Below are 21173 nucleotides of genomic sequence, written 5' to 3' on the forward strand. Positions count from 1 at the left end.
GGTCTTGTGGGGGCGGCGTGTCAGCGCGCCGCTTCGAGCTGGAAAAGGCTGACGACTTCTTCGAGACCTTGGGCCTGGGTGCGCAGCGAGTCGGCGGCGGCGGCGGCTTGCTCCACCAGCGCGGCGTTCTGCTGCGTGCTCTTGTCCATGTCGTGGATGGTATGCGTGACGCGCTCGATGCCGGCGCTCTGTTCGGTGCTGGCGTGGGTGATCTCGCCCATGATGTCGGTCATCCGTTGCACGCTCGCCACCACGCCCTGCATGGTGCTGCCGGCCTTGGCCACCAGCTCGCTGCCCTGGGCCACCTTCTCGACCGAGTCGCCGATGAGTCGCTTGATCTCCTTGGCCGCCTCGGCGCTGCGGCCAGCCAGCGAGCGCACCTCGCCGGCCACCACGGCGAAGCCGCGGCCCTGCTCGCCGGCGCGTGCGGCTTCCACCGCCGCGTTCAGCGCCAGGATGTTGGTCTGGAACGCGATGCCGTCGATGACGCTGATGATGTCGACGATCTTCTTGCTGGACGCATCGATGCTGCCCATCGTCGTGACGACCTGGGCCACCACGGCGCCGCCCTCGCCGGCGACGGTGGATGCGGCCTGCGCCAGCTGGTTGGCCTGCTGAGCGTTCTGCGCGTTCTGCTGCACCGCGTCGGTCAGCGTCTTCATGGCCGACAGCGTCTGCTCCAGCGACGCCGCCTGCGCCTCGGTGCGCACCGACAGATCCAGGTTGCCGCTGGCGATCTCGCTGGACGCCGACGCGATGGACTCCGTGCCCTCGCGCACGCGGCCGACGATGCCCTTGAGGCTCTCGTTCATCTCCGACAGGGCCTGCAACAGCTCGCCGGTCTCGTCGCGGCTGCGTACCTCGATCTGGCTGGTCAGGTTGCCGGAGGCGACCTTGCGCGCCAGGCTCACGGCGCCGCGCAACGGATTGACGATGCCGCGGGTGATGAGCACGCCGGTCAGTACGCTGGCGGCGATGGCGGCGGCAGCCAGCACGGCCAGCAGCAGTTGGGTCTTGTCGGCCACGCCGTTGGACTTCTGGCCGGCCTCGTCCATCGCGACGTTGCGGGCGTCGACCAGCTTGTTCAGCGCCGCCATGTACTTGGCCTGGGCGGGGCGCACGGAGAACTGGTACTTCAGCGTCGCGCCCTCGGCGTCGCCGGCGGCCACCATCTTCACGACGCCGGCCTGCGCCGGCATGAACTTGGCGCGCGCGTCGTCGACGGCCTTGAGCAGCTCCAGGCTCGCCTCGTCGGTCAGCAGCGGCTTGAGCTCGGCCATGGTCTTGTCGTGCGAGGCCATCAGCGAGGCGATGCTGTCCAGCTCCTTCTTGATCTGTTCCTCGCCGGTCATGATGAGCGTCGTCATCAGGCTGCGCGATGCGTCGCCCACCTCGGCCTTGGCGCGGTTGGCCAGCGCGACGGCCTTGTAGTCGGCGCCGATGAGCTGGTTGATCTCGGCGTTCAGCGACCGGATGGCGACGTAGCCCAGCCCGGCGATCACAACCAGGCACAGCGTCACGAGCGTGAAGCCCGCCGCAAGGCGCTGGCCGATGCGCAGGTTTGCCAAAAAATTCATGGGAGCAGCCTTGGATGGAGGTGCGACGAGGCCGCCCGGGGAAGGGGTGCTGGCGGCGGGCGGCGGCGGATGAAACCGGCTGAAATTTCACCAGAAATGGGTGCCCCCATGCCTTCTGGGCGGCGCTGGCGGTCCGGATTGCCGTGACTTGTGCGGCAAAAGGCCGGCAGACGTCGCACCGGTGGGGGCCGGCTGCGGGTCGCCCGCAACAGTGCGGCCGTCAGGCCGGCGTCAGCGGCAGCAGCACCTCGAAGCAGGCGCCTTCGCCCGGTGCGCTGTGCACGGCGATGTGCCCGCCGTGGGCCTGGACGAACTGCTGGCTGATGAACAGCCCCAGCCCCATGCCAGGCGCCCTGGCCGATGTGGGCAGGCGCTGGAACTGCTCGAAGATGCGCTGCTGGTCCTGCGGCGGAATGCCGGGGCCCTGGTCGGTGACGGCCAGCCGGGCGATGCCGGCGTCGGCGAGACCCACGTCCACGCGCACGGGCCTGCCCTGGCCGTAGCGCAGCGCGTTGCTCAGCAGGTTGACCAGCACCTGCGCGATGCGGCTGTCGTCCCAGTGGCCGACGATGCCGGCCTGCGTGGCCAGCTGCAGCGGCACCTGCTGGTACTGCGCTTCGAAATCCGCGACGACGCGGCGGGCCAGTTCACCCAGGTCGGTGGGCTGCGGGCGGATGGACAGCATGCCGTGCTGGATGCGCGAGATGTCCAGCATGTCCTCGATGAGGCGGGTCATGCTGCGCACCTGGCGCGCGTCCTTGTCCAGCATGGCCTGCAGGCGCTCGCGGCTGAACCAGCCGAGGTCGCCCTTGTCCAGCCGCTGCTGGCGCATGATGACCTCCAGCGCCATGACGCCCAGCGGCGTGCGCAGCTCGTGCGTGACCATGGACATGAACTCATCGCGCATCTTCAGCGCGCGCTGCAGGTCGGCCTGGGTGTGCTGCAACTCGTCCAGCAGGCGTTGCTGGTCGGCGCGCGCGGCTTCCAGCTCGACGAGCTGGCGGCGCAGTTCGCGGCTCTTGCAGTGCAGCTCCGTGAACACGCGCACCTTGCTCTTCACCGTGTGCGCGTCCAGCGGCTTGTAGAGGAAGTCGACGGCGCCGTTCTCGTAGCCGCGGAAGGTGTGGGACTGGTCGCGGTCGGCGGCGCTGACGAAGACGATGGGCAGGTGTCGCGTGCGCGAGCTGCCGCGAATCAGCTCCGCCAGCTCGAAGCCCGACATGCCGGGCATCTGCACGTCCAGCAGCGCCAGTGCGAACTCGTGTTCCAGCAGCAGCGACAGCGCGGCCTCGCCCGACGTGGCCGTGTGCAGCATCAGATGGTCGTCGTGCAGCAGTGCCTGCAGCGCCAGCAGGTTCTCGGGCAGGTCGTCGACGATGAGGATGTTGACCGCATCGCTCATGCCGCGGCCCTTTCGGCGCCCAGCTGCAGCAGCAGCGCGCGTATGCCGCTGAGCGGCAGGATGTGGCTGGGCGCGCAGCGCGCGATGGCGGCCTCGGGCATGGTGGCCACGTCGGCGTCCTGCGGCTGCTGCACGATGGTGAGGCCGCCGGCCGCGTGGATGGCGGCCATGCCCTCGGCGCCATCCATGTTGGCGCCCGTCAGCAGCACCCCGGCGAGCGCGGGGCCGTAGGCGTCGGCGGCGCTGGTCATCAGCACGTCGAGGGAGGGCCGCGCGAAGCTGACCGGTGGCTCGCTGCTGAATGCGAAGCTGCGGTCGGCTTCGATGAGCAGGTGGTAGTCGGCGGCAGCCACGTAGACGGCGCCGGCGCGCACGGGCTCCTTGTCGCGCGGCTCGCGCACCGGCAGCGCCAGGTGGTGGCCCAGCACGCTGCCGAGCTGGCTTTCATGGCGCGGCAGCAGGTGCAGCCCCGCAACGATGGGCAGTGGGTAGGTGGCCGGCAGCGGCGACAGCAGCGTGAGCAGGGCCGACACGCCGCCGGCGGACGCGCCGATGACGATGAGGTCGGTGCGGCGGGTGTTCATCGCTTGCGGAACAGGCGCTCGCGGGCCACGACGGGCTCGAAGGCTGCGCCGTTGGTGCAGAAGTCCAGGCTTTCCTTGCTGCCCAGCCCCAGGAAGCCGCGGTGGCACAGCGACTGCGCGAACAGGCCGATGGCACGGTCCTGCAGGTTGCGGTTGAAGTAGATCAGCACGTTGCGGCAGCAGATCAGGTGGGTCTCGGAGAACACGTGGTCGGTGGCGAGGCTGTGGTCGGCGAAGGTGACGCGCTTGACGAGCTCGCGGTCGAAACGCGCGGCACCGTAGGCGGCGGTGTAGTAGTCGGAGAAGCCGCGCCGGCCGCCGGCGGCCTGGTAGTTGCGGGTGTATTGCTGCACATCGTTGATGGAGAAGATGCCCTGGCGCGCCCGCTCCAGCATGGCCGGGTTGATGTCGGTCGCGTAGATGATGCTGCGCTCCAGCAGCCCTTCCTCGTGCAGCAGGATGGCCAGCGAGTAGACCTCCTCGCCGCTGGCGCAGCCGGCCACCCAGACCTTCAGCGACGGGTAGGTCTGCAGCACCGGCATGACCTGCTCGCGCAGCGCGACGAAGAACGTCGGCTCGCGGAACATCTCGGTGAACGGCACGGTCAGGATCTCCAGCAGCTGCGCGAACGCGCGCGCGTCGCGCAGCACGAGGCCTTGCAGCGCCGACACCGAGTCGCATTGCAGCTGCTCTACCGCATGCAGCACACGGCGCTTCTGCGACGCGCCGGAGTACTCGCGGAAGTCGTGGTTGTAGCGTGCATAGATGGCCTCCATCAGCAGGCGCACTTCCAGGTCAAGGAGAGCCTGCGGCATCAGACCCCCGCCCGGCGCTCGGCCCGCAAGTTCGGGCGCTTCATGCGGTGCTCGGCAGCCAGACCCGCAGCAGCGAGACCAGGCGGTCCAGCTCCACCGGCTTGGCCAGGTAGTCGTTGCAGCCGGCCTTGCGGCATTGCTCCTGGTCGTCGCGCATGGCCTTGGCGGTGATGGCGATGACGGGCAGCTTCTGCCAGCGCGGGTCGGCGCGGATGCGGCGCGTGGCCTCCAGGCCGTCCATGACCGGCATCATGATGTCCATCAGCACGACGTCGACATCAGCGTGCGCCTCCAGCTTCTCCAGCGCCTCCACACCGTTGCGCGCCGGCTCCACCGTCAGGCCGCGCTGCTCCAGCACGCTGGTCAGCGCAAAGATGTTGCGCATGTCGTCATCCACCAGCAGCACCTTGCGGCCTTCGAACACCTGCTCGCGGTTGCGCGCGGCGCGCAGCATGTCGCGGCGCTCGCCGCTCATGCGCGACTCGACGCGGTGCAGGAACAGCGTCACCTCGTCCAGCAGCCGCTCGGGCGAGCGCGCGCCCTTGATGATGATGGAGCGCGAGTAGCGGTTGAGCTCGGCCTCCTCGTCGCGGCTGAGGTGGCGGCCCGTGTAGACGATGACCGGCGGCGTCGGGGCCCCGGGGTCACGCTCGGCCATGCGGGCCAGCAGCTCGGTGCCGTCCATGTCGGGCAGCTTGAGGTCGATGATCATGCAGTCGAAGTGCTGGTCGCCGTCGAGCCGGGCCAGCGCTTCCTCGCCGCGGCCCACGGCGACGACCTCGATGCCGTCGTCGCCCACCAGCTGCGTGATGCTGTCGCGCTGGCGCGGGTCGTCCTCCACCAGCAGCAGCCGGCGCACCTCGTCGGCGCCGTGGTGCTCCAGCTTGCGGAAGATGGCGATCAGCTCGTCGCGCGTGGTGGGCTTGATGGCCGTGCCCACGGCGCCCAGCGGCAACGCCACGTCGCGGAAGTCCTCGCCGGCGATGACGTGCACGGGGATGTGGCGGGTGCGCGGGTCTTCCTTGAGTCGCTGCAGCACGGCCAGGCCGGAGCCGTCGGGCAGGCGCACGTCCAGCAGGATGGCCTGTGGCAGGTGCGTGCTGGCCAGCGCCAGCGCTTCGCTGGCCTGCGAGGCGACGAGGCAGCGGTACTGCATCTCGTGGGCCAGGTCGTACAGCACGCTGGCGAAGCCCGGGTCGTCCTCCACCACCAGTGCGAGGCGGCGCTGCGACGCGTCCGGGCCGAGCTCGGCACGGTCGTCGTCGAAGGCGGGCGGAGCCGGCTGGTGCCGTGGCGGCGCCGGCGGTGGGGGCTGCGGCGGTTCGCGGCGCTCGGCGGCCGGCGCACGCTTGGTGGGCATCGACAGCGGCAGCAGCAGCGTGAACTGGCTGCCCTCGCCCTCGACGCTGCTGAGCTGGATGTCGCCGCCCAGCAGGCTGCTGAGCTGGCGAGAGATGGACAGGCCCAGCCCCGTGCCGCCGAAGCGGCGGTTCAGCGCGCCGTCGCCCTGGTGGAAGGCCTCGAACACGCGCTGCTGCTGCGCGGCGGGAATGCCGATGCCGGTGTCCTTGACGACGAAGGCGACGCCTGCCGGGCGCGGCTCCATATGCAGCGTGACCTCGCCCTTCTCGGTGAACTTGATCGCGTTGGACAGCAGGTTGCGCAGGATCTGCTCGACGCGCTGCACGTCGGTCACCACGGTGCCGGGCAGCCCGTCGGCGAGGCGCACGACAAAGCCCAGGTGCTTGTCCTGCGCCAGCGGCTCGAACAGCCGGCGCATGCTGTCGGCCAGCGCGCGCAGCGACATCGGGCGCGCCGCGATGTCCAGCTTGCCGGCCTCCACCTTGGAGAGGTCCAGGATGTCGTTGATCAGCGTCAGCAGGTCCTGGCCCGCGCCGTAGATGGTCTTGGCGAACCGCAGCTGCTCGTCGGTCAGGTTGCCCGGCTTGTTTTCGGACAGCAGCTTGGACAGGATCAGCGAGCTGTTCAGCGGCGTGCGCAGCTCGTGACTCATGTTGGCGAGGAACTCGGACTTGTAGCGGCTGGCCCGCTGCAGTTCCATCGCGCGCTCCTTGAGCTCGGTCTGCGCCTGCGTCAGCGCGGCGTTGCGCCGCGACAGCGTCTCGGACTGCTCGCCCAGCTGCACGTTGGTCTGCTCCAGTTCCGCACGCTGCTCTTCCAGCTGCAGCTGCGACTCGGCCAGCACGCGCGACTGCTCGCCGAGCTCCTCGTTGGCGGTGCGCAGCTCCTCCTGCTGCACCTGCAGCTCCTCGTTGAGCTGGCGCGTCTCTTCCAGCGACCGCTGCAGGCGCTGCCGGTAGGCGGCGGCCTCCAGCTGCACGCCGAGCGAGGCCTGCAGCACCTCCAGCAGGGCCAGCGTGCGCTCGTCCGGAGCCTGCAGGAAGCCCAGCTCCAGCACGCCGTTGACCTGGCCCTCGTACAGCGCCGGCAGCAGCACCAGCTCGCGCGGCGGCATGGTGCCCAGGCTGGTGGCGACCTTCAGGAAGTCGGTCTGCAGCCCGGGCAGGCGGCGCAGCGCGCCGTCTCGCCACACCTGGCCCACAAGGCCCTGCTCGATGTCGGCCGGCGTGCCGGCGTCGCCGTGCAGGCCGTGGGCGGCCACACGCTCCAGACGGCCGTCCTCGCCACGGATGAAGGCGGCCGACACGACGGCATCCACGCGGTGGGCCAGGAAGTCCAGCGTGCGCCTGGCCAGCCCGGCAGCCGCGCGCTCGCCAGCCAGTGCGGTGGACAGCTCCGCCTGGGCCTCGCGCAGCCAGGCGCGCCGCTCGCTTTCCCGGGCTTCCTCCATGGTGAGGGCCAGCGCGTTGTTGTACTCGCCGGACAGCGCCCGGATGTCGCGCCGCCCGGTCCAGGCAATCAGCCCGCTGACGACCATCAGCAGCGTCACGAAACCGGTGACCGCCGTCCAGGTGCCGTCGTTGGCAGCCTCCTTGCGTTCTCCCAGCAAGCGCAGTTCAGCGTCGATGACGGTGCGCAGGTCGCGGCGGATGTCGTCAGACAGCCGCTTGCCGCGCTCCGTACGCACGAAGTCTTCCACCGGCTTGCCGCTGCGCCGCAGCGCGATGCCGTCCGTGGCGAATTCGTTCCATGCCTCGGCGGCGATGCGCACGCGCTCCAGCCGCTCCAGCTGCGCGGGGTTGTCGGCCACCAGCTTGCGCAGCGAGTCGGTTTCCGACAGGAAGCGGCCGCGGGCCAGCTTGTACGGGGTCAGGAAGTTGTCCTGGCCCGACAGCAGGAAGCCGCGCATGCCGCTCTCCTGGTCGGCCATGTGCGTGGTCAGGTCCTGCGCCTGGTTGATGACGCGGTGGGTGTGGTCCACCCAGTTCAGCAGCGACAGCAGGTGCATCAGCAGCGCGACGAACACGGTGATGCTGAGCAGGCCGATGCCCAGCGGCAGCAGCAGGTTGCGTGTCAGGATGCGGCGGAATTGGCCCGTGTCCTCCGGCCTTGTCTCGGTCATCGCTTGTCCTTGTTGTGGCGCGCGCGCCGCTGCGCCGCCGATGCCGACGCACGACGCAAGACCCATGCCGGCGGCGCCGGTCGCGGGTCATGTGGCAGCGGTCGCGAACGGCTGCTCTGTGGCGGGCGTATCGGTAAGAAATACCGGTAAATCAGGTGCGCGGCGGAAAGAAGCGCCTCAGGCTTTCCTGCGACAGCGGCTTGCAGAGCACGTGGTCCACGCCGGCGGCCATGGCCTCGTTGTGCTCGTCATCGCCGCTGCGGCCGGTCACGGCGATCAGCACGAGGTCGGCACCATGCGCGGCGCGCAGCCGTTTGCTGAGCTCGCAGCCGTCGAAGTCGGGCAGCCCCAGATCCACCAGCGCACAGACGGGCTGGTACTCATTGACGGCCGTGATCGCGTCCTGCGCGGTCGTGGCCACGCGGACGCTGTAGCCGTCGAACTGCAGCAGGCTGCTCAGGGTTTCACAGGTGTCGATATCGTCATCGACCAGCACGACACGGATGTCCTCGCGCGACATGATTGCTCCTCGCGCCCGGCACAGGCCAGGCGGTCCCGAACGCGGCGAGATTCGGTCAAGACACCGCTTGTAACGCCAAGGTAGGAGCAAGCCCCATGCCCGCTCGGACGCGGCTGGCAAGCGCCTGCCGATTTGTCCTAGGCCGCACCGCGGCCGCGCCGCGCAAGCGGCACCGCACGGGCGTCGCACAGTGCCGTCATCCGGCCTCGGTGGCCGGCCGGGAGCCTCGCAATGAAAGTCTGGACCTCCACGCTTGCCCGCCCTGTCGCGACGCTGTGGCTGACCGCGGGCGTGGCCGCGCTGTTTGCCGCATGGCTGCTGTCCACCTTCGTCGACACCCTGCACGCGCATCTGCGCCGCGGCGACGAGCTTCGGCGGGCGCAGTTGGCGGCGGCAGGGCGGACGGTCGTCCAGGCTGCGCCGGTCGACCTTGGCGAGGCCCGCGTCGCGCAGCTCAAGCTGCGTTGAAACCGCCGCAATGAAAAGGCGGGCCGCCGGGGCCCGCCTTTCTTTCTGGATGCGACGGCTTACTGGAAGTAGCGCGCCTTGGCGCTGGCCTGACAGCTGTCCTTGGCGTTGCCCGACAGCGTGTCGCAGCGCTCGTTGGCGGCCTTGTAGTCGGCCTTGAGCTTGGCCTCCATCTGGTCGTTCTGCGCATCGGCGATCTTCTTGTTCGCCTTCAGGTCGGCCTTGGCCTTGTCGTGTGCCGCCTTCGCATCGGCCACACAGACGTCCTTGGCATTGCCCGACAGCGAGTCGCAGGCTTCCTTGGCGACCTTGTACTTCGCTTCGTAGCGCGCTTCCAGGTAGTCGTTGCGGTCCTTGGTGTTGCCGGTGTACTGGTACTCCAGGTGCGCCAGCGCCACCTTCTCCTGGCCCTTGGCGCGCTCGACGCACACGTCCTTGGTGTTGCCGGACAGCTTGTCGCAGCTGTCGCGTTCGGCCTTGAACATCGCCTTGACCTCGTCCTTGGCGGTGTCGTAGACGGGCTTGGTCAGGTTGGCGGACGCCGCGCCGGCCAGGCCGGCCAGCAGCAGGGCGCACAGGACGCGGGGGGTATGGAATCGGGTCATCTTGGCTCTCCTTGGGTTGGTGGGCGGGCTTGGCCGGCAGGCCTTTTGCCGCGTCGGTCAGCTTAGGAACCCGGCACCGGCCGGCTTGTCAGCGCCGCCGCCTGCGCCGCGTCAGACGACGCCGTCAGCGCGGCGCCGATCACGGTCACATCCAGGGGAAGCCGTAGTGGTCGTAAACCTTGCGGCCGTAGTCGTCCGTGTAATTGGGCGCCTCGTCCTCCGTGTAGCGGGGCGCGCCCTCCAGTTGACCCTTGTCGATGTTGACGACATAGCCATCCTTGTCGGTGTCGTACTTCAGCATGTTCCAGGGCAGCGGATAGCGGTCCGTCCCGATGCCGAGAAAACCACCGAACTCCAGCGCGGCGTAACGCACTTGACCACTGCGCTTGTCGATGACGAGATCGTCGATGGAGCCGAGCTTGTCGCCCTGCAGGTTGTAGACCGTCGTGCCTTCGACCTTGGAGGAAGAGATGGTGGGGTAGGACATGGTGTGCTCCTATGAGTTGAGGAAATGCCGGCCACCGTGCGCGGTGCGCGCCGGGGGAGGGCGGCCGTCGTGGCGCGTGCGCCGATGCCCAATGTGCGCGTGCCCGCCAGCACGCCGAGTCGGGCCGTGCGCCCTCTGCCTGTAGGCCGGTGCCTCCCCGGCCATTCATTCGGCGGGCATTCGCGCCATTGCTTTCTTTCATTGCGCTGACTGTTGCGCCGCCATTGCGCCGCATTCATTCGCGCAGTCGCCGGCTGTGATTGAATCCCGCAGTCAAAACAACAAGTCGCTGGAGACTCGATGGCAAAAAGCCTGCAGACACTGCTGAAGCAGATTGCGCAATTGCAGAAACAGGCGGACGCATTGCGCTCGCGTGAGAAGACCGACGTGATCGAACGGATCAAGGAGGCCATTGCCCATTACGACATCACGGCCGCCGAGTTGTTCGGCACGGCGGCGCCCCGCGCGGCCCGCAAGCGCGCGGCGGCCGCAGCCGGCAAGGCCCGCAAGCCGGCGGCCAAGAAGGCGGGCGGCACGGCCAAGTACACCGACGGCGCCGGTCGCACCTGGTCCGGCGTGGGCAAGCGCCCGAATTGGTTCAAGGACGCCATTGCCGCGGGCAAGCAGCCGGAAGACCTGCTGATCTCCCGCTGATCAGCCGCACGGCGGCGGCTGGGCGCCCGATGGGCGCCGGCCGCCAAACATGCCATGCATTGACAGGTATGGCGGCGCAGACTGCGCGGACCTTGAACTCCGTGAGCCCCGCGCCATGCCTGCCTTCGACAAACTGGCAATCTCCACACCACAAGATTTCGATTTCCTGGTCGGCCATTGGCGTGTCAGCCACCGGCGCCTCAAGGAGCGCCTGCTCGGCTGTGAGGACTGGGAAACCTTCGAGGGCAGTTGCCATATGTGGCCACTGCTCGGCGGGCTGGCCAATCTCGACGACAACGTGTTGCAGCTCCCCACCGGCCCCTACCGCGCGCTTTCGATGCGCACTTTTGACCCGAACACGCACCGGTGGGCGATCTGGTGGGTGGACAGTCGCCACCCGCACCGGCTGGACCCGCCCGTGGTGGGTGGCTTTGCCGACGGCGTGGGCGAGTTTCAGTGCGACGACGAACTGCGTGGCCAGCCCATTCGCGTGCGCTACCGCTGGACCGACACCGACACGGGCCGGCCGCGCTGGCAGCAGGCGTTCTCGGCCGACGGCGGCGTCAGCTGGGAGACGAACTGGGTGATGGACTTTGAGCGCGTAGCCGGCGCGGCGGCGTGACGAGTTGCCTCAGTTCGCCGCGTCGACCAGCGCCTTGATCAGTTCCGGGTAGACCTGCGCGCCGGTGGCACGGTTGAACAGGCCGCTGCTGTGGTTCTCGGTGGCGGCGCCGGCGTCCCAGTAGACGGGCACCAGGCCGCGCGTCCAGGCGGCGCGGGCGATGTATTTGTCCCATGCCAGCCGGTAGGCCTCCGCGCCGGCGTACTCGGTGCGGCGTATCGCGCCGAACTCGCCGAGGATGACCGGGATGCCCTTGTCGACGTAGGCGGACTTCATCTTCTGGAATTGCGCGTCCACGTAGGCTTCGTTGGCCCAGGTCTCGGTGGCCTTGGCGTCGGTGGCGCCGGCACCCCATTGCCAGATGGCCGACTTCTCGTTGAGCGTGAAGTTGTAGGGGTCGTAGTAGTGAACTTCCATCATCAGCCGGTCGCGGGCCGTGTCCGTCGGCATGGCGGCGAAGGCCAGCGTGTGGTCGATGTTGGTGTTGAAGCCCTGCACGACGAGGTGGCGCACCGCGTTGTTGCCGCCGGTGGCGCGCACGGCGTTGACGAACTGTTGGTTGAAGCCGTTCTGCACGGCGACGTACTCGGCCTTGGGCGTGCCGTAGTCGCCTTCCACCATGACCTCGTTGGTGCCGGCGAACAGCAGCGTGTCATCAAAGCCCTTGAAGTGGTCGGCGATCTGCGTCCAGAACCTGGTGAGGCGCGCATTGCCCGCGGCCTGCGCCGCGTAGGTGGGCTGCAGCCAGCCGCCGTCCCAGTGCACATTGATGATGACGAACAGGCCGGCCGTCTGCGCGAAGCCGACGACCTCGGCGACGCGGGTCAGCCAACTGGCCTTGATGTTGTCGCTGGCATCGGCGTATTGCTTCCACGACACCGGGATGCGAACGGTCTTGAAGCCGGCCGCCTTCACGGCGGTCATCAGCGTCTGCGTCGTCGCCGGGTTGCCCCAGGCCGTCTCGCCGCCGATGGCCTCCAGCGAGTTGCCGAGGTTCCAGCCGGCGCCCATGAGCTTGCTGAGCTGCAGGCTGGTCAGGTCGCGCATGCCGGTGGTGGCGGGCGGGACGGGCGCGGTGGGTGCGGCAGGCGTGGCGGCTGCCGGCGTGGTGGCCGCCGTGGCGCCGCCACCGCCGCAGCCCGCCAGCGGCAGCAGGGCCAGCAATGCGTTGCGCCGCCTCATGGGCCCACCTTCTGCAGGCTCAGCAGCACCACGTCGTGGCTGCGCAGCTTCAGCGGCACGATGGCCGAGCCGCTGGTGCCGATGACGATCTCGCGCCGCAGCTCGGGCTTGTCGGTTGTCAGGCCCTGCAGCGTCGCGAGCTGCTTCGCATCGAGGTTCCTGGGCGAGCCCATCTTCAGATAGGCCGTGTGCGCGTCGTTGACCTCGTAGCCGGTGCGGCGCTGCGTCAGCGTGTAGCGGCCGGGCGGCAGATGCCGCAGCTCGACGTTGACCGTGCCCGCGGCCGTGGCGGGTTGCGGCTTGCCGAAGAAGCTGCGGTTGCTGGCGGTCTGGTCGGGCTGGCGCCAGTCCCACACCAGGGCCTGGATCAGGTCGCCGTCGACGCTGGCCCAGGTGGACGCGTCACTGGTGGGCACTTCCTTGCCCTTCAGCGCCGCAAGGTATTTGTAGGCGAACCAGACCGGCTTGCGGATGCCCTCGCGCGTCATCAGCCCGAAGCCGCCGTGGAAGGGCGCGTCCGGCGGGCCGGGCTCCTCGAACAGGTCGCTGTAGACCCAGTAGCTCATGTGCTGGGCCAGGCCCTGCGAAGCTTTCAGTTTGGTGAGCACGTAGGGCGCGCTCATGTAGCTGTCGTGCACCAGGTCGCGCGGGTTGTAGCTGGTGCTCCACTCGGTGAAGAACAGCGGCAGGCCCGGCAGGTGGGAGGCCTCGATCTCCTTGCGCACGCGTCGCACGTCGCCCACGATGGCGTCCGGTGACTTGGAGAGTTTGCGGTCTTCCTTGCCGAACTCGTCCAGGAAGCCTTCATCGACGCCGTAGGTGTGCGTGGTGATGAAGTCCACCGGCGTGTTGGTGGCCTTGGCGTGCGCGAGGAACTCCGGCACCCAGGCCGCGCCGGCCGTCGACGGGCCGCCCACGCGCAGCAGCGGGCTGACGGCCTTGATGGCCTTGGCGGTGCGCGTGTAGAGGTCGAAGTAAGCCTTCTGGTCGGCCTTCTCCCAGAAGCCATCGAGGTTGGGCTCGTTCCAGACCTCGAAGTACCAGTCGTGCACCTCGGGCGCGCCGTAGCGGTCCAGCAGATGGCGGATGAAGGTGTCGATGAGCGCCACCCAGCCTTCCGGCTGCGGGTGGGAGGTGTTGCCTTCCCAGTAGAAGATCTTGTTGTCCGAGGTCTTCAGCGCCAGCGGCGTGAAGCCGAGCTCGACGAAAGGCTTGATGCGGCGGGCCAGCATTGCGTCGTAGAGCTTGTCGATGTTCGTGAAGTCGAACACCAGCTTGCCGCTGGCGTCGCGCGTCACGGTCTTGAACACGTCATGGAAGATGGCGTGGAAGCGCAGGTAGCGAAAGCCCAGCTCGTCCACCGCCGTTTTCAATTGCGCGAGCGCATCGGGGCGGTAGGTGGTGCCGGGGTAGTCGGCGCCGACGCAGTGGTCGAAGAAGCGGTCCAGCGGCTGTTTCGCTTGCGCGATGTCGAGGACGATGCGGCGGGGTTGGGCGGGCGCGGCATGGGCAGTGAGCGGCAGGGCGGCCGCGGCGGCCAGCAGTTGACGGCGGGAAGTCACGTTCACAGTCCTCGATAGGTGAAGTTGCGGGCGCGCACCTCGCCGGCCCCGGCGCTGAACAGCGCGGGCCGCAGGCTGACGAAGCCGCCGAACACGTTGTGATGCAGGCCGGAAACCTCCATCTGCCAGGGATGCTGGGTCCAGGTGGTGCCGCTGTCGTGGCTGTAGTGCCAGGTGACGACGTTTTCGCGGTTGACGAGGCGGATGAGCACGCGGCGCGTGGCGATGTTCTGGCGCATCCAGCCATGCTCCTGGCCGTAGCCGTAGGTCAGCAGCTGCGTCGTGCTGAAGCCGATGCCGACATGGCCGCGCTCCTCGTAGAACAGCGCGAGGCCGCCGTGGCCGTCGCCGCTGATCTCCAGGTCGACCGTGACCTCGTAGCTGCGGTCGCCGGTCGCGCAGGTCAGCGGCGAAGAGTCGGGCAGCGCCTTGCCCTTGCCGCGGATGACGAGGGACTTGTGCTCGAAGCGCAGACGCTTTGCTTCGTCCGGTCCCGGCGCGTGGAAGGCCCACTGCAGGCCGAGCTTGCCGCTGGAGAAGTCGTCGGACAGCGCAAAGCCGGCCTTGCTGGGCTTGCCGCCGCGCGGCTTGGGCAGCGGCCGGTCCAGCGTGCCGCCCTTGGCGCGCAGCCAGCCGTCCTTCGTCCATTCGACCGGCTCCAGCAGCGCCTGGCGGCCCAGCGTGCGCATGCCGTTCTCGTAGCCGTGATAGACCATCCACCAGTCGCCAGGGTCACCACTGGGCCCTTCGACGACGCTGGCATGGCCGCGCGACCACCAGGGCTCTTCGATGCTCTGTGTGCGGACGAGGGGGTTGTTGGGCGCGTCTTCCCACGGGCCGTGCACTGAAGCGCTGCGGGCCACGGTGACCATGTGGCTGGTGGGCGGGCCGGCGGTGCCGCCGACGGCGCTGATCAGGTAGAACCACTCGCCGCGCCGGAAAAGCTTGGGGCCTTCGGGCGCGAACATCTCGACGACCCAGTCCTTGGGGTATTGCCACGGCTTCCAGGCGTTGGCTTCCAGTGCGCCGTCGGTGGCGAGGCCGTCGTCCTTGAGCCGGATGCGCCGGCCGCCGTTGACGAACAGGTAGCGCTTGCCGTCTTCACCGACAACATGGCCTGGGTCGATGCAGCCCGGCACCTTCAGGTCGATGGGCGCGCTCCACGGGCCGCGGATGTCGTCGGCGTGCGTGACGTAGATGCCCGTGCCGGCATCCTGCAGCACCGGGATGTAGAGGTAGTAGCGGCCCTGGTGCTTGATGAGGTCCATCGCCCAGACGGTGCCGATGGGCTGTGTCAGCGCCGCGGTGATGGGCGTCCAGTTCACCAGGTCCTGCGAGTGCCAGATGACGGCGCCTGGGTAGGACTGGAAGGACGAGAAGGTCATGTAGTAGTCGGCCCCGTCCTTCAGGATGGTGGGGTCGGCGTGGTCGCCCGGCACGATGGGGTTGATGTAGGTGCCGTTGCCCAGGTCGGCCTTGCGCTGGCCCTCGACGCCATTGCCGAAGCGTGGCGCCGCAACGGCCGGCAGCGAGGCACCTGCCAGCGCGGCCTGCACGGCCAGGCGACGGTTCATCGTCATACCTTGCCCCGCGTGGCTTCGAGCTTGCCGCGGATCTCCAGCATGCGGGCTTCCGTCAGCGGGAAGCGCAGGATGGCGATCAACGCCAGTACCAGGCCGATGACGGGGATGCCCGACAGCAGGATGCGGATCCAGAAGATGGCCTCAGGCGACTGCGCGCCTTCCTTGGCGGCGTCAAAGCCCGTGAACTGCAGGATCCAGCCCGACGCGCCCACGCCCAAGGCGATGCCGACCTTGGAGATCCACGACTGGCAGGCCGAGAACGAGCCCTCGCGGCGTTGGCCGGTCTGGGATTCGTCGTAGTCGACGACGTCGCCGATGGTGGCGGCGTACAGCGTCCAGAAGCCCGCGCCGGTGAAGGCCACGAAGCCGCAGGCGAACAGCTGCAGATACGGCCGCTCGGGGTCGTACAGCCACCAGTCGCCGATGAAGGCGCCGATGGCCAGCACCAGCACGCAGGCCAGGCCCGTGCGCTTGCCCCAGCGGCGCGCGATCCACGAGAAGAACGGGATGCCCGCGAAGCCGAAGGCCATGCCGGCCAGGCCCATCGCGGTGTTCCATTGCGTGGCCAGCACGATGTCGCCCTTGCAGACGTAGTAGACGGTGGCGTAGTAGCCTAAAGCGCCGACCATGGCCGTGCCTATGCTGTAGGCCAGCGACATCGTCAGCACGGTGCGGAAGGGCTTGCAGCGCAGCGTGCGCCACAGCGTGTCGGCCAGCGGGATGTGGGTCTGCGTGCGGGCCACCAGCTTCTCGTAGTAGCGCTCGCGCGTCAGCAGGAAGATGGCGATGGAGACGGCCACCATGATGGCGCCGAGGATGGCGGTGTAGACCTGCGCGCCGCGCAGGATGTCGGGCTTGCCGTTGGCGTCGTGGAACCAGGACAGCGTCGTGAACTGCGCGGCGAAGAACATCGCCAGCTCGGGCGCCTTCTGGATGGCGTTGCGCACGGCCATCACCGAGGTGCGCTCGTGATAGTCGGGCGTCATCTCCGCGCCCAGGCTGACCCACGGCATGTTGAAGCAGCTCATCACCGGCACGTAGATGATCATGCTGACCAGCATGAACCAGAAGTACTGCATGTCGGTCCAGCCGCGGCCGACGGCGAACATCAGCGGCAGGCCGATGCCGGCCAGCACGCCGCCGACGAGGATGAACGGGCGCCGCCGCCCGTACCTTGTGCGGGTGTTGTCGGACAGCCAGCCGAACAGCGCGTCCGAGCCGGCGTCGATGACGATCTTGATGGCCTGGACGGTGGAGATCAGCCCGGGCGCCACGCCCAGGAAGATGTTGAACACCTGGAAGGCCAGCGAGGCATAGAGCCAGTGCCCCCACATGTCGAGGATGGAGCCGAGGCCGAAGCCGATCTTCTGCTTCAGCGGCAGGCGGTCGCTGGCCGCCGGCGCGGCGTGCGTCATGTGGAGGGTGCTGGTGTTCACAGGATTCGTCGTTCTTTGATGACGTCTGAGTAGTAACGGGCGGACAGCTTGGGTGTGCGCACCTGCGTCTTGAAGTCGCAGTGCACGATGCCGAAGCGGCGCTGGTAGCCGTCTTCCCATTCGTAGTTGTCGATGAAGGACCACAGGAAGTAGCTCTTCACCGGCACGCCGTCGGCAATGGCGCGCTGGGCTTCGCGCAGGTAGCTGCGCACGTAGTCGCGGCGGTGCAGGTCCAGCACCTCGCCGTTCACGACCGGCTCGTCGTCATAGCCGCAGCCGTTCTCGGTGATGTGGATGGCCTTGTGGCCGTAGACCTCGTGGCAGAAGCGCGGGCCCCAGTAAAGCGATTGCGGCACGAGGCGCAGCCAGTGGCTGTCGGCGCGCGGGTAGGCCGCCGGGTGGGGCAGGGCCTCGTAGGTGGCGCCGTTCTTGCCCGCGCGCACGAAGGTGCCGCTGTAGATGTTGAGGCCGAGGAAGTCGGTCGGCAGGCTGATGAGGTCGAAGTCGCCGGGCTTCACGTCGGGCGCGTCGGCGCCGACGCGCTTCAGGAAGTTGTCGGTGTACCTGCCGGCGTGGATGGCGCCCAGCACCTGGGCATTGCGGTCGATGAACCAGGTCTTGGCGGCGGCGATGTCCGCTGGCTTCTCGGTCACCGGCACGGCGACGCTGCAGTTGTCGGTCAGCCCCACCTGCGCGCCCTTGCCGCCAAAAGCGCGCACGGCCCGCACCCCATGCCCGTGGCACAGCAGCGCGTGGTGGTAGGTCTGGTTGACTGTCCTTGCGTTCTCCTTGCGGCCCGGCGCCTTGGTGCCGGTGCCGTAGCCCAGCAGCGTGAAGCAGACGATCTCGTTGAGCGTGATCCAGTGCTTCACGTCGCCGGCGAAGGCCTTGACGACGGTGTCGGCATAGCGCGCGAACGCGTCGACGGTGACGCGCGAGGTCCAGCCGCCGCGGTCTTCCAGCGCCTGCGGCAGGTCCCAGTGGAACAGCGTGACCCACGGCGTGATGCCGTGCTTCTTCATGCTGGCGAAGACGCGTCGGTAGAAGTCCAGCCCCTTGGGGTTCAGCTCGCCATCACCGTTGGGGTAGATGCGCGGCCAGGCGATGGACAGCCGGTAGGTCTTGATGCCCAGCGAGGCCATCAGCGCGAAGTCCTCGTCGAAGCGGTGGTAGTGGTCGCAGGCCACGTCCAGCGTGTCGCCGTTGTGGACCTTGCCCGGGATGCGCGCGAAGCGGTCCCAGACGGACTCGCCCTTGCCGTCCTCGAACGCCGCTCCCTCGATCTGCGCGGACGCTGCTGCCACGCCGAACACGAAGTCGGCGGGGAAGGCGCTGGCGGAAGTCAGCGCTGTCATCGCGGGAGCTGCGGGGCGTTGCGGCGAGGCGGCGAGCGCCGCGGTGGGCGCCAGGGCGGCGGCGGCGAACAGTTGGCGGCGGCGCGGGGAGCGGGGCGAAGTCATCTGTGGTTCCTCGTTGAACCGCGCAGCGGGCGACAGGCCCGGGGCGGCGCGAGGAATATAGGCGTCACGGGCCTGGCCTGCTTCAGGTCAGAGGATGCGGCGTTCGCGAACGACGGCCGCGTAGTAGTGCGCGGACAGCTTGGGCGTGCGCGCCAGCGTCGCGTAGTCGCAGTGCACGATGCCGAAGCGGCGCTGGTAGCCGTCTTCCCACTCGTAGTTGTCGATGAAGCTCCACAGGAAGTAGCCCTTCAGCGGCACGCCGTCGCTGATGGCACGGTGCGCCTCGCGCAGGTGGTTGCGCAGGAAGTCGCGGCGGTGCAGGTCCAGCACCTCGCCGTTCACCACGGGCTCGTCGTTGTAGCCGCAGCCGTTCTCGGTGATGTAGAGCGCCTGGTGGCCGTAGCACTCGGCCGCGAAGCGCGTGGCCCAGTAGATGCACTGCGGCGCGATGTGCAGCCAGGGGCTGTCGGCCTTGGGGTAGTTTGCGGGCAGCGCCACGGGCTCCCAGGCACCGGCCTTGCCGGCGCGCACATAGGTGCCGGTGTAGATGTTCAGGCCCAGATGGTCGGTGGGCAGGCTGATGAGGTCGAAGTCGCCCGGCAGCACTTCAGGTGCGTCGGCGCCGACCCGGGCCAGGTAGTCGTCGGGGTAGCGGCCGGCGTGCATGGCGCCCAGCACGTGGGCGTTCTTCTCCAGGAACCAGGCCTTGGCCGCGGCGATGTCCTCGGGCGTCTCGGTGACGGGGATGCAGACGTCGAGGTTGTCCGTCAGGCCGACGACTGCGCCCGCGCCGCCGAACTCGCGCACCGCACGCACGCCGTGGCCGTGGCACAGCAGTGCGTGGTGGAAGGTCTGGTTGACAACCTGGGCGCTTTCCTGGCGGCCCGGCGCCTTGGTGCCGTAGCCGTAGGCCAGCAGCGTGAAGCAGCGGATCTCGTTCATCGTGATCCAGTGCGTCACCTCGCCGGCGAAGGCCTTGACGATGGTGTCGGCGTAGCGCGCGAAGGCGTCGACGGTGACGCGCGACGTCCAGCCGCCGCGGTCTTCCAGGCTCTGCGGCAGGTCCCAGTGGAACATCGTGACCCACGGCGTGATGCCGTGCTTCTTCATGCTGGCGAACAGGCGGTGATAGAAGTCCAGCCCCGCTTGGTTGAGTTCGCCATCGCCGTTCGGGTAGATGCGCGGCCAGCTGATGGAGAGCCGGTAGTTTTTGTAGCCCAGCGACGCCATCAGCGCGAAGTCTTCGTCGAAGCGGTGGTAGTGGTCGCAGGCCACGTCCAGCGTGTCGCCGTCGTGCACCTTGCCGGGCTGGCGGGCGAAGCGGTCCCAGATGGACTCGCCCTTGCCGTCCTCGAAGGCGGCGCCCTCGATCTGGGCGGAGGCGGCGGCGACGCCGAACACGAAGTCGGCGGGGAAGGGGCTGGCGTAGGTCAGTGCGGTCATGGGGTCAGGGGTTGGCCGCCATCAAGGCGTCGTTCAGGGGGGCTTCCAGGCTGCGGGCCCAGATTTCGTAGCCCCGGGGGCTCAGGTGCAGGTAGTCGGGCAGGATGTCCTTGGACAGCGTGCCGTCGGGGTTCATCAACGCGCGGCCGATGTCGAGGAAGACGACCCGCTTGCCGTCGGCCAGCGCCGGCAGCAGCGCGTTGATCTTCGCGTTGTGCCGGCGGGTCAGGTCGTCGGGCTTCTCGCCGCGCGGGAACAGCGCCAGCAGCAGCACGCGTGCCTGCGGCTGGCGCTTGCGGATCTCGTCGAGGTTGGCGCGGATGCCGGCCACCGTCAGTGCCGGGTCCTCCAGCCGCTCGCCGGTGTTGTTGGTGCCGATCATCATGACGACGGCCTTGGGCGCCATGCCATCCAGCTCGCCGTGCCGCAGCCGCCACAGCAGGTTCTCGGTGCGGTCGCCACCAAAGCCAAGCGCCACGGCGTTGTGCTTCGCGAAGTGCTGCGCCCACGCGGCCTGGCCTTCGTTCTCCCAGCCTTGCGTGATGGAGTCGCCGAGGAACACGAGGTCCACGCGCTGGCCGGCGTCGCGATGGGCGCGGATCTCGGCGAGCTTCGTCTCGTGGCGCGGCAGCCACCAGTCCACGGCCCACGACTCCTGCAGCCGCTCGGGCGTGACCGACTGCGTGCGGGAGTCCGGGCAGGCAGTCGTCGGCCTGCCGGTCTTGTTGAGGCGCAGGTTGGCGATGCGGACCTCGCCATTGCCCGTGCCTTCCAGCGCGAACGGCACGTTGACGGCGGAGAAGTCGTCGCCGTCGCGCGCGAAGCATTTCAGCGCGAACGACAGGTGCTGCCGGCCCTTGCCGGCGAGCTCGCGGCCGGCGAACAGGAAGGGGATCTTGCGTTCACAGTCCTGGCCGCAGCCGAGCTTGAATTTCATGCCGCCGCGGGCGAGGTCGATGACGTCCAGGTCGAACTCGACGGTGCCGGCGGGTACGTAGGCGCGCAGGTCCAGCGGCGGGCCGCCTTGCCAGCGCAGCTGCGCGATCCACGTGTTGGTGAACTGCAGCGTCACCGCGCCATCGTCGCTGCGGTGGGCCGCGACACGGCTGGCCGGCACGCGCGGGTGGGCCGGCTTGGGCACGGTGACGCGGCTGCCGGTCAGCTGGGCATCGCCTTCGAAATCGGTGACGGCGATGGACCAGCCCTTGGCGGGCTTGCCGGTGTCGAGGTCCAGTGACTGCGCTGTCAGTGGCAGCAGCGCAAGGAGGGCGAGCAGGAAGCGGGTCATG

18 protein-coding genes are annotated in these 21173 nt (G+C 68.7%); 3 read left to right on the forward strand and 15 right to left on the reverse strand.

The window, feature by feature from the left end:
* Positions 1–20: 20 nt before the first annotated feature.
* The 6 genes from ACG04Q_RS15310 to ACG04Q_RS15335 all read right to left on the reverse strand — a co-directional run bounded on the left by ACG04Q_RS15310 (position 21) and on the right by ACG04Q_RS15335 (position 8382).
* On the reverse strand, positions 21–1577 hold the full coding sequence (locus ACG04Q_RS15310; RefSeq protein WP_394511778.1) for a methyl-accepting chemotaxis protein: 1557 nt from the start codon (positions 1575–1577) through the stop codon (positions 21–23).
* 220 nt (positions 1578–1797) lie between these two features.
* On the reverse strand, positions 1798–2979 hold the full coding sequence (locus tag ACG04Q_RS15315) for a hybrid sensor histidine kinase/response regulator (RefSeq protein ID WP_394511779.1): 1182 nt from the start codon (positions 2977–2979) through the stop codon (positions 1798–1800).
* A complete protein-coding gene (locus ACG04Q_RS15320; protein WP_394511780.1) occupies positions 2976–3563 on the reverse strand; it encodes a chemotaxis protein CheB in 588 nt (195 codons plus the stop codon). The genes ACG04Q_RS15315 and ACG04Q_RS15320 overlap by 4 nt, the downstream gene beginning before the upstream one ends.
* Positions 3560–4378 carry a CheR family methyltransferase gene (locus tag ACG04Q_RS15325; RefSeq protein WP_394511781.1) on the reverse strand — a complete coding sequence of 273 codons (819 nt, stop codon included), beginning with the start codon at positions 4376–4378 and terminating at the stop codon, positions 3560–3562. The genes ACG04Q_RS15320 and ACG04Q_RS15325 overlap by 4 nt, the downstream gene beginning before the upstream one ends.
* 40 nt (positions 4379–4418) lie before the next feature.
* The gene (locus ACG04Q_RS15330) at positions 4419–7862 is read right to left on the reverse strand and encodes a response regulator (RefSeq protein ID WP_394511782.1); all 3444 of its coding nucleotides are present in this window, start codon (positions 7860–7862) and stop codon (positions 4419–4421) included.
* Positions 7863–8013: 151 nt separating this feature from the next.
* The gene (locus tag ACG04Q_RS15335; protein ID WP_394511783.1) at positions 8014–8382 is read right to left on the reverse strand and encodes a response regulator; all 369 of its coding nucleotides are present in this window, start codon (positions 8380–8382) and stop codon (positions 8014–8016) included.
* Between the two features lie 231 nt (positions 8383–8613).
* Between ACG04Q_RS15335 and ACG04Q_RS15340 the strand changes: the two genes are divergently transcribed.
* Positions 8614–8850: a hypothetical protein gene (locus tag ACG04Q_RS15340; RefSeq protein ID WP_394511784.1), complete on the forward strand. Its 237-nt coding sequence runs from the start codon at positions 8614–8616 to the stop codon at positions 8848–8850.
* Between the two features lie 59 nt (positions 8851–8909).
* On the opposite strand, the gene ACG04Q_RS15345 is transcribed toward ACG04Q_RS15340, so the two are convergent.
* Together ACG04Q_RS15345 and ACG04Q_RS15350 are read right to left on the reverse strand one after the other, a co-directional pair.
* The gene (locus tag ACG04Q_RS15345; protein WP_394511785.1) at positions 8910–9455 is read right to left on the reverse strand and encodes a hypothetical protein; all 546 of its coding nucleotides are present in this window, start codon (positions 9453–9455) and stop codon (positions 8910–8912) included.
* Positions 9456–9600: 145 nt separating this feature from the next.
* Positions 9601–9942, reverse strand: a complete 342-nt coding sequence (locus ACG04Q_RS15350) for a PRC-barrel domain-containing protein (RefSeq protein ID WP_394511786.1) — start codon at positions 9940–9942, stop codon at positions 9601–9603.
* A 300-nt stretch (positions 9943–10242) separates the two neighbouring features.
* Between ACG04Q_RS15350 and ACG04Q_RS15355 the strand changes: the two genes are divergently transcribed.
* Together ACG04Q_RS15355 and ACG04Q_RS15360 are read left to right on the forward strand one after the other, a co-directional pair.
* Entirely contained in the window at positions 10243–10596 is a 354-nt protein-coding gene (locus ACG04Q_RS15355) for an H-NS histone family protein (RefSeq protein ID WP_394511787.1), read from the forward strand.
* A 115-nt stretch (positions 10597–10711) separates the two neighbouring features.
* Positions 10712–11218 (forward strand): DUF1579 domain-containing protein, encoded by a 507-nt coding sequence (locus ACG04Q_RS15360; protein ID WP_394511788.1) that lies wholly within the window; start codon positions 10712–10714, stop codon positions 11216–11218.
* A gap of 9 nt (positions 11219–11227) precedes the next feature.
* Here ACG04Q_RS15360 and ACG04Q_RS15365 read toward each other — a convergent pair whose 3' ends face one another.
* The 7 genes from ACG04Q_RS15365 to ACG04Q_RS15395 form a co-directional block, all read right to left on the reverse strand.
* On the reverse strand, positions 11228–12400 hold the full coding sequence (locus tag ACG04Q_RS15365; RefSeq protein ID WP_394511789.1) for a glycoside hydrolase family 5 protein: 1173 nt from the start codon (positions 12398–12400) through the stop codon (positions 11228–11230).
* Positions 12397–13962: a GH39 family glycosyl hydrolase gene (locus ACG04Q_RS15370; RefSeq protein ID WP_394511790.1), complete on the reverse strand. Its 1566-nt coding sequence runs from the start codon at positions 13960–13962 to the stop codon at positions 12397–12399. Before ACG04Q_RS15370 ends, ACG04Q_RS15365 begins: the two co-directional genes overlap by 4 nt.
* A gap of 2 nt (positions 13963–13964) precedes the next feature.
* On the reverse strand, positions 13965–15536 hold the full coding sequence (locus tag ACG04Q_RS15375) for a family 43 glycosylhydrolase (RefSeq protein WP_394511791.1): 1572 nt from the start codon (positions 15534–15536) through the stop codon (positions 13965–13967).
* A gap of 2 nt (positions 15537–15538) precedes the next feature.
* Positions 15539–16981: an MFS transporter gene (locus ACG04Q_RS15380; RefSeq protein ID WP_394511792.1), complete on the reverse strand. Its 1443-nt coding sequence runs from the start codon at positions 16979–16981 to the stop codon at positions 15539–15541.
* Positions 16978–18441, reverse strand: coding sequence for a GH1 family beta-glucosidase (locus tag ACG04Q_RS15385; RefSeq protein WP_394511793.1), 1464 nt, complete (start codon positions 18439–18441; stop codon positions 16978–16980). The genes ACG04Q_RS15380 and ACG04Q_RS15385 overlap by 4 nt, the downstream gene beginning before the upstream one ends.
* 87 nt (positions 18442–18528) lie before the next feature.
* Complete coding sequence (locus ACG04Q_RS15390) at positions 18529–19884, reverse strand: GH1 family beta-glucosidase (protein ID WP_394511794.1); 1356 nt, start codon at positions 19882–19884, stop codon at positions 18529–18531.
* A 4-nt stretch (positions 19885–19888) separates the two neighbouring features.
* Positions 19889–21172, reverse strand: coding sequence for a GDSL-type esterase/lipase family protein (locus ACG04Q_RS15395; protein ID WP_394511795.1), 1284 nt, complete (start codon positions 21170–21172; stop codon positions 19889–19891).
* Position 21173: the final 1 nt, after the last annotated feature.

The sequence above is a fragment of the Pelomonas lactea genome, from assembly GCF_043555885.1.
Taxonomy (GTDB): Bacteria; Pseudomonadota; Gammaproteobacteria; order Burkholderiales; family Burkholderiaceae_C; genus Pelomonas; species Pelomonas lactea.